This window comes from Embleya sp. NBC_00896, assembly GCF_045207785.1.
Classification (GTDB): Bacteria; Actinomycetota; Actinomycetes; order Streptomycetales; family Streptomycetaceae; genus Embleya.
The window spans coordinates 4,672,038-4,690,000 of sequence record NZ_CP108776.1 but is presented as its reverse complement, the minus strand read 5'-3'; the positions used below and the strand labels follow the sequence as shown (position 1 = coordinate 4,690,000).

At 72.7% G+C, this 17,963-nt stretch carries 17 protein-coding genes (1 of these 17 only partly in view); 3 read left to right on the top strand and 14 right to left on the bottom strand.

What is annotated here, in order from left to right:
- On the top strand, positions 1 to 324 hold the 3' portion of the coding sequence (locus OG928_RS21370) for a hypothetical protein (RefSeq protein ID WP_406286171.1). It extends 90 nt beyond the left edge of the window; 324 of the gene's 414 nt are visible here — the last part of the coding sequence; the start codon falls outside the window, past its left edge; its stop codon occupies positions 322 to 324.
- 160 nt (positions 325 to 484) lie between these two features.
- Here OG928_RS21370 and OG928_RS21365 read toward each other — a convergent pair whose 3' ends face one another.
- Positions 485 to 1,492 carry a stage II sporulation protein M gene (locus OG928_RS21365; RefSeq protein WP_406286169.1) on the bottom strand — a complete coding sequence of 336 codons (1,008 nt, stop codon included), beginning with the start codon at positions 1,490 to 1,492 and terminating at the stop codon, positions 485 to 487.
- A 49-nt stretch (positions 1,493 to 1,541) separates the two neighbouring features.
- Between OG928_RS21365 and OG928_RS21360 the strand changes: the two genes are divergently transcribed.
- Complete coding sequence (locus OG928_RS21360; RefSeq protein ID WP_406286167.1) at positions 1,542 to 2,393, top strand: RDD family protein; 852 nt, start codon at positions 1,542 to 1,544, stop codon at positions 2,391 to 2,393.
- Here the strand turns inward: OG928_RS21360 and OG928_RS21355 are convergent.
- The 11 genes from OG928_RS21355 to OG928_RS21305 form a co-directional block, all read right to left on the bottom strand.
- Entirely contained in the window at positions 2,377 to 2,982 is a 606-nt protein-coding gene (locus OG928_RS21355) for a hypothetical protein (RefSeq protein ID WP_406286166.1), read from the bottom strand. The genes OG928_RS21360 and OG928_RS21355 overlap by 17 nt on opposite strands.
- Positions 2,983 to 2,992: 10 nt before the next feature.
- Positions 2,993 to 3,457 carry a MarR family winged helix-turn-helix transcriptional regulator gene (locus OG928_RS21350; RefSeq protein WP_406286164.1) on the bottom strand — a complete coding sequence of 155 codons (465 nt, stop codon included), beginning with the start codon at positions 3,455 to 3,457 and terminating at the stop codon, positions 2,993 to 2,995.
- A gap of 145 nt (positions 3,458 to 3,602) precedes the next feature.
- Complete coding sequence (locus tag OG928_RS21345) at positions 3,603 to 4,373, bottom strand: HNH endonuclease family protein (protein WP_406286161.1); 771 nt, start codon at positions 4,371 to 4,373, stop codon at positions 3,603 to 3,605.
- 116 nt (positions 4,374 to 4,489) lie between these two features.
- A complete protein-coding gene (gene ahcY / locus OG928_RS21340; protein ID WP_406286159.1) occupies positions 4,490 to 5,938 on the bottom strand; it encodes an adenosylhomocysteinase in 1,449 nt (482 codons plus the stop codon).
- A gap of 156 nt (positions 5,939 to 6,094) precedes the next feature.
- Positions 6,095 to 7,075 carry a cation diffusion facilitator family transporter gene (locus OG928_RS21335; RefSeq protein ID WP_406286157.1) on the bottom strand — a complete coding sequence of 327 codons (981 nt, stop codon included), beginning with the start codon at positions 7,073 to 7,075 and terminating at the stop codon, positions 6,095 to 6,097.
- Positions 7,076 to 7,210: 135 nt separating this feature from the next.
- Positions 7,211 to 8,494 carry a mannose-6-phosphate isomerase, class I gene (manA, locus tag OG928_RS21330; protein ID WP_406286155.1) on the bottom strand — a complete coding sequence of 428 codons (1,284 nt, stop codon included), beginning with the start codon at positions 8,492 to 8,494 and terminating at the stop codon, positions 7,211 to 7,213.
- Between the two features lie 2 nt (positions 8,495 to 8,496).
- Positions 8,497 to 9,342 (bottom strand): SIS domain-containing protein, encoded by an 846-nt coding sequence (locus OG928_RS21325; RefSeq protein ID WP_406286153.1) that lies wholly within the window; start codon positions 9,340 to 9,342, stop codon positions 8,497 to 8,499.
- Positions 9,339 to 9,674: a hypothetical protein gene (locus OG928_RS21320; protein WP_406286151.1), complete on the bottom strand. Its 336-nt coding sequence runs from the start codon at positions 9,672 to 9,674 to the stop codon at positions 9,339 to 9,341. The genes OG928_RS21325 and OG928_RS21320 overlap by 4 nt, the downstream gene beginning before the upstream one ends.
- Positions 9,671 to 9,856 (bottom strand): Trm112 family protein, encoded by a 186-nt coding sequence (locus OG928_RS21315; protein WP_406286149.1) that lies wholly within the window; start codon positions 9,854 to 9,856, stop codon positions 9,671 to 9,673. Before OG928_RS21315 ends, OG928_RS21320 begins: the two co-directional genes overlap by 4 nt.
- A 264-nt stretch (positions 9,857 to 10,120) precedes the next feature.
- Positions 10,121 to 11,491 (bottom strand): phosphomannomutase/phosphoglucomutase, encoded by a 1,371-nt coding sequence (locus OG928_RS21310; protein ID WP_406286147.1) that lies wholly within the window; start codon positions 11,489 to 11,491, stop codon positions 10,121 to 10,123.
- A 106-nt stretch (positions 11,492 to 11,597) separates the two neighbouring features.
- Positions 11,598 to 11,972, bottom strand: a complete 375-nt coding sequence (locus tag OG928_RS21305; protein ID WP_406286145.1) for a DUF3499 domain-containing protein — start codon at positions 11,970 to 11,972, stop codon at positions 11,598 to 11,600.
- Between the two features lie 256 nt (positions 11,973 to 12,228).
- Here OG928_RS21305 and OG928_RS21300 point away from each other — a divergent pair, with 256 nt between their 5' ends.
- Positions 12,229 to 12,594 carry a metallopeptidase family protein gene (locus tag OG928_RS21300; RefSeq protein ID WP_406291109.1) on the top strand — a complete coding sequence of 122 codons (366 nt, stop codon included), beginning with the start codon at positions 12,229 to 12,231 and terminating at the stop codon, positions 12,592 to 12,594.
- 91 nt (positions 12,595 to 12,685) lie between these two features.
- On the opposite strand, the gene OG928_RS21295 is transcribed toward OG928_RS21300, so the two are convergent.
- Positions 12,686 to 14,155, bottom strand: a complete 1,470-nt coding sequence (locus tag OG928_RS21295; RefSeq protein ID WP_406286144.1) for a DUF5719 family protein — start codon at positions 14,153 to 14,155, stop codon at positions 12,686 to 12,688.
- Positions 14,152 to 17,880: a glycosyltransferase gene (locus OG928_RS21290; protein ID WP_406286142.1), complete on the bottom strand. Its 3,729-nt coding sequence runs from the start codon at positions 17,878 to 17,880 to the stop codon at positions 14,152 to 14,154. Before OG928_RS21290 ends, OG928_RS21295 begins: the two co-directional genes overlap by 4 nt.
- Positions 17,881 to 17,963 lie beyond the last annotated feature (83 nt).

Here is a 17,963-nt window from a genome sequence, read left to right as displayed (position 1 = left end):
TTCAGTTTGTTTCAGTTTGTGTTGCTTTTGTTTCTCTTTCGCGTTTCCAGCTTAGCACACCGTTTCGGCCGCTTCGCTTTCCTCGCTTTCGGCGTCCGGCGCGTTTCCGCGCTTTCCGCCTTTCAGACTCTAGCAGATCTTGCGACCCGCTTTTCGCCCGTTGCTTTCGGCCTTCGAAACTTTCGTTTCCTTGGCTTCCGGCTCTTCGAGCTTAGCAGATTCGGTAACCCGTTTCCGCCACGCTCCGGCCGATTGGAAATCCCAAAACCACATGCACAAGAACAGCAAATAGCCGAACCCGTCGCGAATGAACGCGACCGATGATCGAGAAATTCGATGGTGATGCTGCGGCAGGAATGCGATCCTTGACGGACACGCCCCGCTCGGCCCTGGCAGAGACTACCAGACTGTCGCGCCGTTGAACAACTTTGCGACAACCCTTCGAATCTACGTGTGCGTCCGGTGGACTGTCAAGATCACCTGTTCAAGCGATCGTGGGCAGCTCGTCCGCGACGTCCGAGGATGCCACATCGCCCCGCTCTCCCGCGAATTCGGCGCGGCGGCCGAGGATGACGACGTAGGCCAGGAACAGCGCCTCCGCGGCCACCCCGATCGCGATGCGTCCCCAGGTCGGCAGTCCCGACGGGGTCACGAAGGCTTCGATGACCCCCGACACGACCAGGACCAGTGCCAGGCCGACCGCCATACCCAACGCGATGCGGCCCTCCTCGGCGATCGCCTTCGCACGGGTTCGCGGGCCCGGGTCGATCACCGTCCACCCCAGCCGCAGGCCCACGCCGGCCGCGATGAACACCGCGGTGAGTTCGAGCAGGCCGTGTGGCGTGATCAGTCCGAAGAACACGTCGAGGCGGCCGGCGTCGGCCATCAGGCCGGCCGAGATGCCGACGTTCATCGCGTTGCTGAAGACGATGTACAGCACGGGCAGGCCCAGCAGGATGCCCAGCGCCAGGCAGCCCGCCGTCACCCACGCGTTGTTCGTCGCGACCTGGGCGGCGAACGAACCGGCGGGCGCGCTGGAGTAGTAAGTCTCGAAGTCGCCGCCGGGTCGGGTCAGCCGCCGAATGTCCTCAGGGGCCGCGACCGTGTCGCGGACCTCCGGGCTGTTGGCCACCCACGCGGCGATGAGCGTGGCCAGGGCGAAGAACAGCACCGCGGTCACACCCCACCACCGTCGACTGCGGTAGACCGCGACCGGGAAGCGGACGGTCAGGAAGAGCATCGCGTCGCGCCAGGCCGGTGTGCGCGGCGCGGTGACCGCGGAACGGGCCCGCGCGGTCAGCGTCGAGAGCCGGCCGACCAGGGCCGGGTCCGGGGCGGCGGATCGGATCGTCGACAGGTGGGTGCCCGTGCGCCGATAGAGCGTGACCAGCTCGTCCACCTCGGGGCCCGACAATCGGCGCCGACGGCGGGTCAGCTGTTCCAGGCGTTCCCACTCGTGGCGGTGTACCGCGACGAACACGTCGACATCCATACGGTGCATCCTCTCTTCAGGGGCATCGACGCACACAGTGGAGGTGGACGTGTCCGAGCTCGTCACGGGGGAAGCGGTCGAGCTCGATCTGCGACCGGCGCGGCTGCCCAGTCGCGCGATCGCGATGTGCGTCGACCTCGTCGCGCAGGTGGCGCTGTTGCTGGGAGCCGTGTGGCTGGTCTCGGTGGCCGTGCCGGTCCAGGACGAAGCGCTGGCCGCGGCGCTGATGCTCGGGATCCTGGTTCTGGTCGCGATCGGGTGGCCGGTCGCGTGGGAGACCGCGACGCACGGGCGCTCGCCCGGGAAGATGGCGCTCGGGCTGCGGGTGGTGCGGGACGACGGTGGGCCGATTCGGTTCCGGCACGCGTTCGTGCGCGCGATCCTCGGATTCTTCGTGGACTTCTGGACGACGTTCGGGTGCGGCGCGGTGTTCTCCTCGCTCGCGTCGCGGAACGGGAAGCGGCTCGGGGACATGGCGGCCGGGACGTTCGTGGTGCGGGAGCGGACGCCGGGGATGCGGCGGTTGCCGATCCCGCTGCATCCGGCGGCCGCGGCCTGGGCGACCGGCGTCGAGTTGTCCGGCCTGTCCGACGACCTGGCGTTGACGATTCGGCAGTACCTGGGCCGGCTCGACCAGCTCGACCCGGGGATCGCCGCGTCGCTCGGCGAGCGGCTGACCGTCGAGACCTCGGCGCGGATCGGGATGGCGCCGCCGCCGGGGATGCACCCCGTCGTCTACCTGTCGGCCGTTCTGGCCGAGCGCCAACGCCGGGACTGGGAGCGGCACGCCGCCGCCGCGCGGGGTTCGGCCCCCGCGGAGGCTCCCCCGCCGCCCGCGCCGTTCGTACCGCCGACCGAGCCGCCCCGGCGCGAGAATGGCGGGTTCAGCCCACCGTCGTGATGCGGGCGTTGGGCGGCGAGTCGAGGGCCTCCAGTTCGATGCCGGGGGCCGCGAGGACGACGTCGCCGCTCAGGTGCACGATCGAGCGCTCGCCGGTCGCGAGGTCGTCGACCTCGTAGCGTTCGACGATCAGGCCGTCGTGCGTCTCGACGGCGGCCAGGGTCCAGGACCGGTCGACCGTGTGCGCGGCCAGGGCTGGTTCGGTCAGCGCGATCAGGCGCAGCCGCGCGGAGCCGCCGGGGGCCAGGTTCAGCATCGTCGCGGTCGCGATCAGGAAGGCCGGCGAGCGGCCCGTGAAGCCGGCGGCCTTCGCCTCGTCCTCGGTCGCGGGCACGTCGAGGGTCGGGTCCGCCGCGGTGCGCAGCCACACCACGCCCGCCGAGCCGTCGACCACCGCGGCGCCGCCGCGTACCCGCCAGCCGCCGCCGAGCGCCTCCAGACGCACCGGGCGACCGCGGGCGTCGAGGGTCAGGTCGATGCCGCTTCCGGTGTACCGCCAGCCGATCGGGCCTGGGGCGCACGAGAAGCGTTCCTCGCCGAGGGCGGTGCCGTCGTGCGGGTCGTGGAAGGAGTAGGTGCCGGAGGGCATGGCCGGGACCCTACGACACGACGGGGGTGTCGTGGCCGCCCGACGCCACGACTTTGCCGAGCAGGGCCGTGAAAGTGGCCCGCTCGCTCGGGTCCAGCGGCGCGAGCAGGGCGTCCATCGCGGCGTCCACGAGCGGTTCCTGGTGGGCGAGTCGGCGGGCGCCGGCCGGGGTGAGGGTGATGGCGTTCTTGCGGCGGTCGTTCGGGTCGGGTGCGCGGGTGACCAGGCCGTCGGTCTCCAGGGCGTTCAGGATCGCGACCATGTCCTTGGGGTCGACGGCGATCGCGCGGCCCAGATCGGCCTGGGCCACCGGCCCGTACTCCTCGACGGCGATCAGTACGAGGTGGTGCGACATCGGCATCCCGTCGACCTCCAGGGCGGTGCGGACGAGCCCTCGCCCGTGCGCGGCGGCGCGGCCGAGGAGCCAACTGGGCAGGGCGCGGATCCGGGCTGGGGCGGGCAGCTTGTCGACCATGAGCGCAGCCTAGCCGGAGAATCATTGGATTTCCCAACGATCACCACGTTCGCGCTCGCGGACGCGGCGAAGGCACACGAGGTGATCGAGGCCCGGGCCAACCTCGGCAGGGTCGTCCTGGTGCCGCGGGGCCGGTGACGCCTCGTCAGGAGGCGCACTGGGCGAGCATCGCCTGCTTGTCGGCGTCGGTGACCGGAAGTTCGTACTTGATCGAGACCTGCGCGTAGCGGACCACGTACGAGCAGCGGATCTCCCGGTTCGGCGGAAGCCACTCCGCCGGGCCGGAGTCGCCCTTGCCGCCGTTGATCGGGCCGTCGACGGCGAGCAGGTTCAGCGGGTCGTTCGCGAGCCGGCGGCGCTTGTCGGGGTCCCACTGCGCGGCGCCCATCCGCCACGACGCGCTCAGCGGGACGACGTGGTCGATCTGCACGGCCGAAGCCTTCGCCTTGGTGAACGCGAGGGTCTTGCCGGAGTACGGATCGGCCAGCGTCATGGTGTCGACGACGCAGCCCTTCGCGTCCTTCCACTCGGTCGCCCGACCGTCGCGCTTGAGTATGTCGTCGCGCGTGCCACAGCTGTTCCCGCCGTAGGGAACGCCGGTGACGGTGTCGGTCCAGGCCGGTCCGTACCGGTCCCGGTCGTAACCGGCCGGGGAGCCACGCCCTTTGGTCTGCACGCGCTCGACGAGGGCGCGGGCCCTGGCCAGGTCGGCGGCCGAACTCAGCGGCGCCAGGCCGGGCTTGGTGCCGTCCTCGTTGTCGAGCGGGTTGGTCGCGGCGCTGCTCTGCGGGCGGCTCTGCGCCGACACCGAGGAGTTCGCGGCCGCGGCGGGCTCGGCGTTCTTCCCGTCGCCCTGGCAGGCCGTCAAGGTCGCGGCGGCGAGCAGGATCGGCACGTATCTCTGCCGTCGGCGCATGCGACTGCCCCCCGAGGGTGTCGGTTCTTCGTTCTTCGGTTGTGCCGGCTACCCGACGGCTACCCGGCAACGAGCCGGGCCGCGCACGATGCGCGGCCCGGCTTGTCGGTGATCCGTCAGTAGCGGTACGCGTCCGGCTTGTACGGACCCTCGACCTTGACGCCGATGTACGCGGCCTGCTCCTCGGTGAGCTTCGTGAGCTTCACGCCCAGCGCGTCCAGGTGCAGGCGGGCGACCTTCTCGTCGAGGTGCTTGGGGAGCACGTACACGCCGACCGGGTACTCCTCGGGCTTGGTGAACAGCTCGATCTGCGCGATCGTCTGGTTCGCGAAGCTGTTCGACATCACGAAGCTCGGGTGACCGGTCGCGTTGCCGAGGTTGAGCAGGCGGCCCTCGGAGAGCACGATCAGCGTCTTGCCGTCGGGGAACGTCCAGGTGTGCACCTGGGGCTTGACCTCGTCCTTGACGATGCCCGGGATCTTGGCCAGACCGGCCATGTCGATCTCGTTGTCGAAGTGGCCGATGTTGCCGACGATCGCCTGGTGCTTCATCCGCTGCATGTCGGACGCCATGATGATGTTGAAGTTGCCGGTCGTGGTGACGAAGATGTCACCGATCTCGACGACCTCTTCCAGCGTGGTGACCTGGTAGCCGTCCATCGCCGCCTGCAGCGCGCAGATCGGGTCGACCTCGGTGACGATCACGCGAGCGCCCTGGCCGCGCAGCGACTCCGCGGAGCCCTTGCCGACGTCGCCGTAGCCGCAGACGACGGCGACCTTGCCGCCGATCAGCACGTCGGTGGCCCGGTTGATGCCGTCGATGAGCGAGTGGCGGACGCCGTACTTGTTGTCGAACTTGCTCTTGGTGACCGAGTCGTTGACGTTGATCGCCGGGAAGAGCAGCGCGCCGGCCTGGAACATCTCGTACAGGCGGTGCACGCCGGTGGTGGTCTCCTCGGTGACGCCCTTGATGCCGGGGGCCATCGCGGTCCACTTGCCGGGGGTGTCGGCCAGGTTGGCGCGCAGCAGCGCCAGGAAGACCTTGTACTCCTCGGAGTCGTCGTCGCCGGCGTCCGGGACGGCGCCGGCCTTCTCGAACTCGACGCCCTTGTGGACCAGCATCGTGGCGTCGCCGCCGTCGTCGAGGATCATGTTCGGGCCGTCGTGCCCGGGCCAGTTCAGCGCCTGCTCGGTGCACCACCAGTACTCCGCCAGCGTCTCGCCCTTCCAGGCGTACACCGGAACACCCCGCGGGTCCTCGGGCGTGCCCTCGGGGCCCACGGCGATCGCCGCGGCGGCGTGGTCCTGGGTGGAGTAGATGTTGCAGGAGACCCAGCGGACGTCGGCGCCGAGCGCGGTGAGCGTCTCGATCAGCACGGCCGTCTGGACGGTCATGTGCAGCGAACCCATGATGCGCGCGCCGGCGAGCGGCTGCGACGCGGCGAACTCGCGGCGGATCGACATCAGGCCGGGCATCTCGTGCTCGGCGAGGGTGATCTCCTTGCGACCGAACGCGGCGAGGGAGAGGTCGGCGACCTTGAAGTCGCCGTTGAGCTGCGAAGCCATGGGTGAAGTCCTTTGCGAGGGTGGATGGGACTGGAGACACACCGGTGCCGTGGGCGCTGGTGCCGTGCCATCCAGTCGGACACTTCTGTGCCTACGGGCCGAAGACCCGACCGCCCTCTGCAGCGACTGTCGTAGTGCGCCAACGACGTTAACACCTCAGTCGGTGGGAGCGTGACGGTCCTTGCCACCCGGCGTGGCCTCCGGGTCGGGACCGCTCGCGGCCGCTTCGGCGCGGTAGATGTCGGGCTCCAGGTAGATCACGCGGGCGATCGGCACGGCCTTGCGGATCCGCGCCTCGGCGGCGTCGATCGCGCGGGCCACGTCGGCGGCGGTGTCGTCGTGGGCGACCGCGATCTTCGCGGCGACGAGGAGTTCCTCCGGGCCCAGGTGCAGCGTGCGCATGTGGATGAGCCGCTCGACGTCGGGGCCGTCGAGGATCGCGGCCTCGATCGCCCGGACGGTTTCCACGCCGGCCGCCTCGCCGAGCAGCAGGCTGCGGGTCTCCAGGGCGAGCACGATGGCGATCAGGACGAGCAGGACGCCGATGCACAGGGTGCCGATGCCGTCCCAGACGCCCTCCCCGGTGGCGACCGCGAGGCTGACCCCGACCAGGGCGAGGAACAGGCCGATCAGCGCGCCGAGGTCTTCGAGCAGCACGATCGGCAGCTCGGGCGACTTGGCCCGGCGAACGAACTGCGGCCAGGTCAGCTTGCCGCGGTGCAGGTTGGATTCCTTGATCGCGGTCCGGAAGGAGAAGCTCTCCAGGATGATCGAGAAGACGAGCACGCCGACGGCCCAGTACCAGCTCTTGAGCTCGTGCGGGTGGGCGATCTTCTCGTAGCCCTCGTAGATCGCGAACACGCCGCCGACCGAGAACAGCACGATCGAGACCAGGAAGCCGTAGATGTAGCGCTCGCGGCCGTAGCCGAAGGGGTGCTCCGGCGTGGCGTCGCGTTGCGCACGTTTTCCGCCGACCAGGAGCAACACCTGGTTCCCGGAGTCGGCCACCGAGTGGACGCCCTCCGCCAGCATCGACGAGGACTGCGTGAACGCGAAGGCCACGAACTTGCCCACCGCGATCCCGAGGTTCGCCACCAGTGCCGCGACGACCGCCTTGGTCCCGCCACCCGCGCTCATAGGTCGACTCCCACCGTTGTTGACCATTGCTGTCGACGGCTTGTTTACCGTTTGCAGGCGCTCAGTTTGCCATCGGGCGCACGTGTACCCGGGTAGGCGTGTGTTCCGGCGGCCCTACGTCGGGCCGCGACGGCGTCAGGAGCAGGGAACGGTCGCGCGGAAGACGAGGCCGTCGTCCCCCTCGACCGTGACCGCCACCCGCGGCTCGCCCGCGCGGACGTACACCGATTGACCGCGCGCGAGGTCGAGCACCTCGCCGTCGGCACCGGTGGCCGTAGCGGTGCCGCGCACGCACAACAGGATCTGCGGTCCGGCGGTGTCCAGGAGGTACGGCCCGCGGCCCGCGGTCGAGCGCAGCCGGGACAGCCGGAAGTCGGCGACCGGGGTCGCGTAGACCTCCTCGCCCGGGTCGGGGCCCGCCCGCTCGGGACTCCCGGGACTCCAGGGACCCTCGGAACTCCGGGGACCCTCCGGACCCTTGGGGATCTCGGGGCTGAGGATCTCGACCGGGCCGGCCCGGAACGCCATGATCCGCAGCAGTTCGCCGACGTCGATGTGCTTGTCGGTGAGACCGCAGCGCAGCACGTTGTCGGAGTTGGCGAGGATCTCGACGACGACGCCGTGCAGGTAGGAGTGCGGCATGCCGGCCGCCAGGAACACGGCCTCGCCCTCGCGCAGCCGGATGTGGTTGAGCAGCAGCGCGACCGCGACGCCGGGGTCGCCCGGGTGGCGTTCGGCCAGGCCCGCGACCGCGGCGCACGCCTCCGCGTACGGCGATCCGTTCGACGCGAGCCGGCGACAGGCCGCGGCGACCGCGTCGACCACGCTCGCGCGCAGACGCGCGGGCAGCATCAGCACGTGCGTGGTCGCCGCGCGCAGCGCCGCTTCCTGGTCGGGGTTGCGCAGGGCGCGCGCGAACGGGGCCAACTGCGGGACGTCGAGCGCGTCGAGCAGCTTGAGGGTCTGCGCGATCTCGCGGTAGCCGACGAGCCCCTCGAAGTCGCCGATGGCGCAGATCATCTCCGGCTTGTGGCTGGAGTCCCGGTAGTTGCGGTGCGGCGCATCGATCGGGACACCGCGCGCCTCCTCCTCGGCGAAGCCCTGCCGGGCCTGCGCCGCGTCGGGGTGTACCTGGAGCGACAGCGGCTCCTCCGCGGCCAGCACCTTGAGCAGGAACGGCAGGCGCGGGCCGAAGCGGGCCGCGGTGTCCGCGCCCAGTTCGCCGTCGGGGTCCTCGGCGATCAGCTCGACGAGCGAGCGCGGTCCGCGGCCGCGGTCGACCTGTGACGGCGCGCCCGGGTGGGCGCCCATCCACAGCTCGGCCTGGGGCTTGCCGGTGGGGGCGACTCCGAGCAGTTCGGGAATGGCCGTGAGCGAGCCCCACGCGTTGGCGCGGATCCGGTTGAGAAGGCGATCCATGGCTAGCGGGGACCGCCTTCGGTCCAGGAGTACAGACCGGGGGTCGCCGGTCCCACCCCGGTGCCGAGGGCCAGGTAGGCGGCGGCGAAGTCGGTGATGGCGATCAGCTCGGCGAGCCGCTCGACGGGGCCGCCGCCGCGCGCGGTGACGTCGCCGACGGCGGACTGGCCGAGCGCGTCGAGCGTGCGCCGGGCGCGGTCGAGCTGCGGCGCCGCGGCGGGGTCGTCGTGGTCGACGAGCAGCACCGGGTACATCCGCACCGGCGCGGCATCGTCGACCCGGTCGCGGAAGAAGTCGTCGGGGTCGCCCGGAGCGCCCGCGGGACCGGCCTCGAACACCCGGTCCTGGAAGCGGCCGGCGGTGGGCAGCGTGCCGGACAGCGCGGGGGTCGCGGCGATGCCCGTGCACATGGTGGCGAAGCGCTCGGCGGCGACGCCCGCGACGGCGCCGGCGCCCCAGACCACGGGGATGGTCCCGGCGATCGCGACGGCGAGCGACTTGGCCGGGTTCAGGTACGCGTCGGCCGCCGGGCGGCAGCGCGCGCTCGCCTCGTCGAGGCGGTCGGCGACCGCGTCCAGACCCGCGAGCCCCTCGCCGGGGGTGAACCCGCTCGCGCCGCACGCGCCGGTGACCGCGAGCAGCGCGGTGAACAGCGGCCAGAACGCGGTCTGCGCCGCGAACGCGCTGTCGTCGGAGTAGCCGGCCGCGCCGACCGGGGTCGCGTCGACGGGGACCCGGACCACCACACCGCGGGTCTGCTGTACGGCCGCGTCGAGGGCGGTGCCGGCGGGGGTCGCCGCGACGACCTGGCAGCCGCGCCGATACGCCTGCCCGGTGAGCTCGATCAACTCCGGCTCGTCGCCGCGGCCCGCGAGCAGGAGCAGGTCGAGTGGGCCGGCCAGCCGGGCAGCGCGCCGCCCGCGAGCACGATCGGCAGCGCCGCGTCGGTGCCGCTGACCGCGCGCAGCGCGTGGCCGAGCGGGCCGTACGCGGGCGTGGACAGGATCACCGTGCGCGGCCGGTCGCCCGGCGCGATCGCGGTGGGCACGGCCTCGCGCGCGGCCTGCGCGGCCCGCCGGACCTGGGCCCCGGCACCGGCCAGGGCGCGCAGCGTGTCCGCCGCGTCGGCCCGGGCGATGCCGTCCTGGTCGTCCAGGAGGCCCTCGTCGAGGGTGTTCATGCCCGCGCGGCGCCGGGCCGGCGGGCCTCGTCCACGAGCAGCACCGGGATGTCGTCGACGACGGGGTACACCAGCCCGCACGACTGGTTCTCGCACGCCAGCGCGGTGTCACCCTCCCGGCGAAGCGAGGTGTGGCAGACCGGGCACGTCAGGATCGCCAGCTGCGACGGTTCCAGATTCACGACATCTCCCACTTTTCCGGCCACTCGTACCGATTCGTACCGATCGGCACCGATTCGGTGCCGCGGCCGTCCGATTGAACCCATCACACTACCGAGCCGCGGTGCCAGTGCCGCGCCCGGCAACGTTTGCCCCGTCGCGGTGTCCGGTGCGGTGCCTCGGCGTGCCGCCGGAACGTTCTCGTACTGGAGTACTCGGACGTTTCGGCGGTGCGGCGAGGCGCCGTGCCGGGCGCCGCGACGGGGTGAACGTTGCCGGGCGCGGCACTAGCCCCGGACGAGTGCCAGGACCTCGTCGCGGATCGCGGTCATCGTCGGCTCGTCGTCGGCCTCGACGTTGAGCCGCAGCAGCGGCTCGGTGTTCGAGGCGCGCAGGTTGAACCACCACCGGTCGGCCACCACGGTCATCCCGTCGAGGTCGTCGACGGCGACCGTGGGGCGGCCCTCGAACGCGGCGCGGACCTTGGCGGTGGCGGCCGCCTGGTCGGCGACCTCGCTGTTGATCTCGCCCGACGCCGGGTAGCGGTCGTACTCGCTCGCGAACTCGGACAGCGGGAGGTCCTGGCCGCCGAGCGCCGCGAGCACGTGGATCGCGGCGAGCATGCCGGTGTCGGCACGCCAGAAGTCGCGGAAGTAGTAGTGCGCGGAGTGCTCGCCGCCGAAGATCGCGCCGGTCTCGGCCATCTCGCCCTTGATGAACGAGTGGCCCACGCGCGTGCGCACGGCCTCGCCGCCGTGTTCGCGCACGATCTCGGGGACCGCGCGCGAGGTGATCAGGTTGTGGATGATCATCGGCGTCCGCTCGCCGGCGGCCTGCGCGCGGGCGATTTCGCGGACCGCGACCAGCGCGGTGACGGCGGACGGCGAGACCGGGTCGCCCTTCTCGTCGACCACGAAGCAGCGGTCGGCGTCGCCGTCGAACGCGAGGCCGAGGTCGGCGCCGGTCTCGCGGACCTTGGCTTGCAGGTCGACCAGGTTCTTCGGGTCGAGCGGGTTCGCCTCGTGGTTGGGGAACGAGCCGTCGAGCTCGAAGTAGAGCGGGACGATGTCGAGCGGGAGCCCGCTCTTGGCACCCAGCACGGTGGGCACGGTGTGGCCGCCCATGCCGTTGCCCGCGTCCACCACGACCTTCAGCGGGCGGATGCCGGTCAGGTCGACCAGGCCGAGCAGGTGCGCCGCGTAGTCGTCCAGCACGTCGTGCTCGCTGATCGTGCCGGGCTCGCCGGCGTACGCGGGCACGCCCGCCTCGGCGAGCGCGCGGATGTCGGCGAGGCCGGAGTCCTGCCCGATCGGGGCGGCGCCGGCGCGGCACATCTTGATGCCGTTGTACTGCGCGGGGTTGTGGCTCGCGGTGAACATCGCGCCGGGAAGGTTCAGGCTGCCACTCGCGAAGTAGAGCTCGTCGGTGGACGCGAGGCCGATCAGCGTGACGTCCGCGCCCTGTGCGGCGGCGCCGGCCGCGAACGCGTCGGACAGCTCCGGCGAGGACGGGCGCATGTCCCGGCCGATCACGATCGCGTCGGCCTCGGTGACGCGGACGAACGCCGCGCCGAGGGCCCGCGCGGTGTCGGCGTCCAACTGGTCGGGGACCACGCCCCGCACGTCGTACGCCTTCACGATCTGGGAGAGGTCGCGCACCCGAAGACTCCACTCGCTTGTTCGCGGTCGTGATTCGCCGCGGTATCCGCCGTTGACCGTCGATCCCTGCCCCGCGGACGACGCATCAGACCCTATCGGCCGCGGGTCAGCTCTCGGGCGAACGCAGAACCCGCAGGTGGCCGCGGCGGCCGGCCTCGGGACGGCCGTCCCGGTCGGGCTGCTCGGGGGCCGGCTGCGGGGGTTGCGGCGGGCGGGCGGCCTCGCGCACGGCGTTGGCCAGTGCCTCGAGGTCGTCGCTGCTGGGCTTGCCCGCGCTCGGATCCGGCGCCAGGCGCACGACATCCCAACCACGCGGCGCGGTCAGCCGCTCCGAGTGCTCGGCGCACAGGTCGTAGCAATGGGGCTCGGCGTAGGTCGCGAGAGGGCCCAGGACGGCCGTGGAGTCGGCGTAGACGTACGTCAACGTGGCGACTGCGGTTCGGCCGCAGGCGGTCCGCGAACAGCGACGTACAGGGCTCACGACGATGGACGGTACCGCAAGGCGGGCGGACGCGGGTCGTATACCGGCGCGGTGTGACTCACGTGTCGCTCCTCACAGGGTGTCGGCCGCGTTCCGGAGCGGCTTTCGCCGGTTCGACGCCGGGCGGCGCGGACCCCGCCCGGATCGGGTGTACAGGCCCTAAGCTCGTGCCGTGCACAACGAGCACTCCGTCCCCTCCTCTCCCCGAGAGCGTGACCGGCGCCGCCGCAGTCGGCGTGACCGGCACGGCCGCGGCATGCGCGGCCCGCTGGCTCCGTCCCCCGTGCCGATCGCGCTGACTCGCGCGCAGCGGTTCGACGACCTCGCCGCCGACGTCGTCGAACGGCTCGCGAAGCGCTGGCCGCAACTGGAGGAGGTCCGCTTCGCGGTCCTGGACGTGCCCGAGGCCGAGACCGCGGTGAACGGCGACGAGGCGGTGGCCCTGGGTCGGCTGGTGCCGGCGACCAAGGCCGTGCCGGCCACGATCATCCTGTACCGGCGGCCGCTCGAACTTCGCGCCGAGGGCCGGGCCGAGCTGGAGATGCTGGTCAACGACGTGCTCGTGGAGCAGGTCGCCGATCTGTTGGGCATGGACCCGGACACCATCGACCCCGACGACTGAGCGGGACACACGCCGAACGCGGCGCGGCCCGGGCCCCCGTCGGGGAACCCGGGCCGCGCCGCTCGCGTACCGCCTCGGTCCGCTCCCGCGGCTACTTCTGCGGGACGAGCAGCGACTGGTCCGCGCGCGCGTTCGGCACGACGGCGGTCTCGACGGTCGGGACGAACGGCTGGACCGTGAGCCCGGTGACCTTCCCCAGCGTCTCGGTGACCGTGCGCACCGCGTGCACCGGCTGCGAGCCGGGCAGCGGTTCGGCGATCACCGCGAACCGGGTCGCGCCGGCCGGCACCGGGGCGGGTACCTGCACCGTGGTCCCGGCGGGCACGTCCACGTCCGCGGACACCGGCTCGCCCTTGTCGCCGATCGAGGTGAGCTTGACCTTCGCCGCGCCCTTGGGCGCGGTGAGCGAGATCGTGCTCGCGACCGAGCCGCCGGTGCGGTTCTCGGCGATCACCGCGCGGCCGGTGAGTTCCGGGGTGGCGGACAGGAACGCCGCCTCGGTGTCGGTTCCGGTGCCCTGCACCACGCGGGCGCCGGCGATGATGTCGGCACGCCCGGACACCAGCCGGATCGCGCCCGCGTCGCCCCGGGTGACCGGCCCGAGGTCGAGCACGGTGACCTTGTTGCCCCGGATCTCGGTGGACTCCTTCTCGACCGGCTTGAACGTGTTGACCTTGCCGGCGATCGAGATCTGCACGTCGGTGCTCTCGCCGCTCGGCGACACCAGGACGAGCTGCACGTTGCCCGCTCCCTCGGCCAGGCCGGGCAGACCCGGAATGACCAGGTTGCGGGCGGGCGCGGCGGCCGAGGGCAGCCAGTCGCTGCCCAGCGTGCCCTCCTGGTCGCGGATGGCCGCGCCGACCCGGCCGGTGCGCGCGACGACGTGCACCGCGACGCCCGGGAACACCGCGGCCGGGTTGAGCGTGCGCAGCAGGATCGCCTGCGACGCGCCGGGCGCGAGGGTCACGCCGCGACCCGCCTCGGCGTCGATCGGACCGTTCGGGCCGAACACGTCGATGTCGACCAGGGCCGGGGTGTCCTTGCTGTTGGACAGGTACAGGTAGGCGTCGCGGTTCTCGGCGGTGGAGGTGCCCACGAACCAGCGGTCGGTGGTGGGCGCTTCGCAGACGAGACCGGCCAGTCCGCGACCGGAGCCGCTCGGCACGCGCGTGATCGCGTGTACCGAGAAGCCGGGCGCGAACGCGCCGGACGCGGTGCCCACGAGCGGCGGGACGTCGACGTTCTCGACGCCGAAGGTGGTGAGCTTGCCCGGGGCCTCCACCGTGCCGCGCACCTTGGCGCGGTCGGCCAGCTCGGCGATCGCCGCCGCGCCGCCGGTGCTCCCGCCCTGTGCGGGCGGGGTGAGCGCGGACACCACCGTCGAGCTGCCGGGCAGCTCGCGGATCAGCGGGCAGGTCACGTCGGCCTGCTGCACGGGCACCCGGCTCGGCGCCGGCGGCGGCGCGGCCTTGCTCTCGGCCGGGCGGGTCATGGTGGCCAGGCCGACGACGACGGCCAGGAGCGCGACGACGACGGCGAGGGAGAGGGTGGTGCGCTTCACGGGCGGTCTCCCTGCGGGGGCGGCGGCCACGGGTCGTCACCCGAGCGCGGCTCGGGCGGCCATCCGCCGCCTTGCTCCGGGTAGGCGTTCGGGTCGTACTGCTGCGGGTTCAGCGGGTTGCCGTACGCGTCGTGCGTGGGCTGCTGCGGCTGCGGTTGTTCCCAGCCGTAGGAGCCCGGCGCGTCCGGCGTGCCCTGCGGCGCCGGCGGGCCCTGGACGCCCTGCTCGTACTGGTACTCCTGGTAGTCCGGGTAGCCCTGGTACTGCTGCTGGTAGTCCTGCTGCGGGTACTGCTCGTACGCCGGTGTCGAGGACGCGTCGTACGGCGCGCCGTTCCACGCCTCCACCGGCACCGGCGCCTCGACCGGGTCGGTGCGCTGTTCGGGGAGGTCGAAGCCGTCGGTCGACACCGCGACCGGTACCGGCTCGGGCGCCTCGGCGGCCTCGTCCGGCTCCGGTCGGGCCCGCCGACCGCGCCGGCCCGTGCCCTCGCCGGCGACCGGGGTCGGGCCCGCGGCCTCGGGCAGGTCGTCGTCGGTACCGCGCTTGCGGGCGGGCAGCGCGAGGATCAGCACCACGAGTACCAGGACGCCCTGGGCGAGCAGCCACATGCCGTGGCCGCCGGACGCGTGGGTGATCTCCAGCCTGCCGCCGTCGGGCCGCAGTTCGAAGCCCTGCGCCCAGCCGTCGATCGTGCGGCTCTTGAGCTTGTGGCCGCCCTGGGTGGCCTCCCAGCCGGAGTCGGCGCGCTCGGCGAGTCGCAGGATCCGACCCTGGGGGCCGGGCTCGATCCGGGTGGACACGCCGTCCCGGGTGGAGCGGACGACCGCCGTGCGACCGTCCGGGTCGACGATCAGCGCGCGGCCGACGGGGTATTGCAGGCGCCAGAGCGTCGTGCCCTTCTCGGCGCCGACCCGGGACAGGCCCGGGGTGCCGTCGAGGCGGGCCGTCAGCTCGGCCCCGACCGGCGGCTTGAGCTGGACGAACTCGATGCCGTACGAGGCGAACATGCTCGCCTCGGCACCACCGCCACCGGAGAGCAGCTTGCCCAGGAGGACGTCGAACTGCCGGTAGGTGGACATCTTCGGAGCCAAGTCGGCGTCGCCGAGCCCGGGTCCGGAGCCACGCACGATCGTGTACGTCACGTTGCCGGCCTCGGGCGAGGTCAGCACGAGCGTGCGCGGCTGCCGGGCGCCGGCGGCCTCCTCGGCCACGAACGCGGGCACCACGACCGGATCGCGCCGCGCCAACGGCCCGTCCACGCCCTGCCACAGCCAGCACGCCGCGGCCACGATCGGGGTCAGCGCGGCGAGCGCGCCGAGCGCGACGGCGGCGGGCTGCCGCCAGCCGAAGCTGCCTGCCGCGACGCGGGTCCGGGCGTCCTCGGCGCCGACCATCGCGGCCCCGACGTAGCCGAGCGCGATGAGCACGACGGCCGCACCGGGCCACGCGGGCACCGAGTCGCCCGTCGCCTCGACGGTGATGTGCGCCCGGCCGACCACGATCCCGAGCACGAGCCCCACCAGCGCGACCGCCCACGCGCCCAGCACCGCCCGCCGACGCGAGTCGCGCAGCAGTGCGGCCAGCGCGACGAGCAGGAGCGCGGCGGTGACCCAACCGGGCAGCGTGCCGGGGCCGCCCGGGTCGAGCAGCAGCAGACCGACCGGGTTCGGGCGTTTGTCGGCCAGCGCGTCGCCGGCCAGACCGGGCTCGGTCAGGAACAGCGACGGCTTGCCCGCCAGGGCCAGGGTCCACGGCCCGAGCAGCACGAGCGGGGTGCCGAGCACGGCCGCGAGCCGCAGGAACAGGCCGGGGCCCGGACGCACGTCGAGCAGTCCGGCGAAGGACACCCCGACGGCGACGAGCGCGAGCACCGCGACCGCGATCCACAGCAGTGGTGCGAACGCGGCGGCCACCGCGAGCGCGAGCCCGGTGGCCCAGGCCGCGCGCATGGAGGCCTTGAGGCCGCCCGCGCCGATCACCTGCGCCGCGCCGCGCGCGACGACGGGGGCGAGCACGAGCGCGACGGCGGTACCGATCCGCCCGGTGGCGATGGCGCCGGTGGCGACGGGGGTCAGCGCGTACACGGACGCGCCCCACACCCGCACGCCCGGCGCGGACACCAGTCGCCGCGAACACAGGTACGCGCTGATCCCCGCGAGCGGGACGCTGCCGATGAGCAGCACCGCGACGGCCGTACCGGCCTTGCCGAACAGCAGCGTCGCGAACGCGGCCAGTGCCCCGATGTAGGGCGGCGCGCTCGCGGCGTCGCCGAAGCCGACGCCGTGCCACGTGTCGGCGTAGCGCGCCCACAGGTCCGAGGCGCCTTCCGGCGCGGGCAGCAACGCGCCGCCGAACAGGGTCCCGCCGCTGAGCACGGCGCGCGCGGCGACCAGGGTGACCAGCGTCAGCGCGACGGCGAGCGAGAGCCCGGGGCGGCGCATGAGCATGCGCAGCTTGACGAAGCTCTCGCCGTCGAGCGACTCGGAGTCCTCGGAGACCGGACCCGATTCCGCGCTGCTGTGCCGGCCGGACCGGGTCTCCGGCTCCTCGGCGCGGCGCAGGTTGCCCAGCAGGCCCTCGGCCGCGTGCCGGATGGTCGCGGCGCGGCTGGGGAACAGGTCGCCGAGGTCCTTGTCCGACATGGTCCGCGTCCGCGACCTGGCCCGCCGGGCGGACAGGAACCGGTGGGGCCGCAGCAGCACCGACACGGTGCCGAGCAGCTCGTCGAGCGCCATGCCGGGCAGCTTGCCGAGCAGGTAGCCCAGGGTGCGGAACAGGCCGCCGAACAGCAGCCGGAAGTACAGCAGCGGCCAGGTCGGGCCGGTCGTGTTCGCGAGCAGGGTGAAGGCGGCGCCCGCGCGGTCCACCCGGTGCGGGCGGTTCGGGGCGACGTCGATCGGCCGACGCTCGCGCGTGGCCGCCTCGGCGTGCTGGACGACCGCGTCCGGCACGACCACGACGCGGTGCCCGGCGGCGTTGACGCGCCAGCCGAAGTCGGTGTCGTCGCGCGAGAGCGGCAGGCGCGGGTCGAAGCCGCCCAGGCCCTCCCACACGTCGCGGCGCACGAGCATGCCCGCGCTGGAGACCGAGAGCACGCCGCGAACCGCGTCGTGCTGGCCCTGGTCCTGCTCGCGGCGCTCCAGACCGGTCCAGCGGCGGCCGCTGCCGGTGAGGGTGGTGCCGACCTCGAGCAGTTGCCTGCGGTCGTACCAACTGCGGACCTTGGGACCGAGCACACCCGCGGAGGGCAGTTCGTCGGCGGCCCGCAAAAGCAGATGCAGCGCGTCCGGAGCGGGCTCGCTGTCGTCGTGGAGGAGCCACAGCCACTCGACCGGTTCGGTCGACCGCGGCGGGCGGTCCTCGTCGGTGTCGCCGTACGGGTCCGACGCGTCGTACGCGTCGATCCGGTAGGGCAGGGTCGCGGGGTCGACGTGCGGCGCGCTGCGCAGGGCTTCGGTCACGGCGGCGCCGAACGCGGTCCGGCGGTCGGCGTGCAGCACCGAACCCTGGCCGAGCGCGTCCTCCAGCAGACCCGCCGAGGCGTCGGAACTGCCGGTGTCGACCGCGATGACGCGCTGGACCGGACGCTCCTGACCGAGCAGGCCGGTCAGAGTGCCGGGCAGCCAGCGTGCCCCGTCATGAGCGACGAGGATCGCGGTGACGATGTGCCGTGGGAAAGCCGGAGCTTGCGCGTATGCCGACTGATGGCTGAAAAGTGACATCGAGTGCGGTGACCCCGGGGGGCTCGAAGCGGCGTGTGGTCAGGGCCTGTCCGGCCCTGGCTAGCTATTCGGCATCCGGCCGA

Excerpts from the sequence above, each read along its gene's own strand:
- manA (WP_406286155.1), bottom strand. The coding sequence starts at position 8,494 with ATGGATCGCCTTCTCAACCGGATCCGCGCCAACGCGTGGGGCTCGCTC.
- OG928_RS21335 (WP_406286157.1), bottom strand. The coding sequence starts at position 7,075 with ATGAGCGCGGGTGGCGGGACCAAGGCGGTCGTCGCGGCACTGGTGGCG.
- OG928_RS21345 (WP_406286161.1), bottom strand. The coding sequence starts at position 4,373 with ATGCGCCGACGGCAGAGATACGTGCCGATCCTGCTCGCCGCCGCGACC.
- OG928_RS21365 (WP_406286169.1), bottom strand. The coding sequence starts at position 1,492 with ATGGATGTCGACGTGTTCGTCGCGGTACACCGCCACGAGTGGGAACGC.
- OG928_RS21290 (WP_406286142.1), bottom strand. The coding sequence starts at position 17,880 with ATGTCACTTTTCAGCCATCAGTCGGCATACGCGCAAGCTCCGGCTTTC.
- OG928_RS21300 (WP_406291109.1), top strand. The coding sequence starts at position 12,229 with ATGCGCGGCCCGCTGGCTCCGTCCCCCGTGCCGATCGCGCTGACTCGC.
- OG928_RS21350 (WP_406286164.1), bottom strand. The coding sequence starts at position 3,457 with ATGGTCGACAAGCTGCCCGCCCCAGCCCGGATCCGCGCCCTGCCCAGT.
- OG928_RS21320 (WP_406286151.1), bottom strand. The coding sequence starts at position 9,674 with ATGAACACCCTCGACGAGGGCCTCCTGGACGACCAGGACGGCATCGCC.
- OG928_RS21355 (WP_406286166.1), bottom strand. The coding sequence starts at position 2,982 with ATGCCCTCCGGCACCTACTCCTTCCACGACCCGCACGACGGCACCGCC.
- ahcY (WP_406286159.1), bottom strand. The coding sequence starts at position 5,938 with ATGGCTTCGCAGCTCAACGGCGACTTCAAGGTCGCCGACCTCTCCCTC.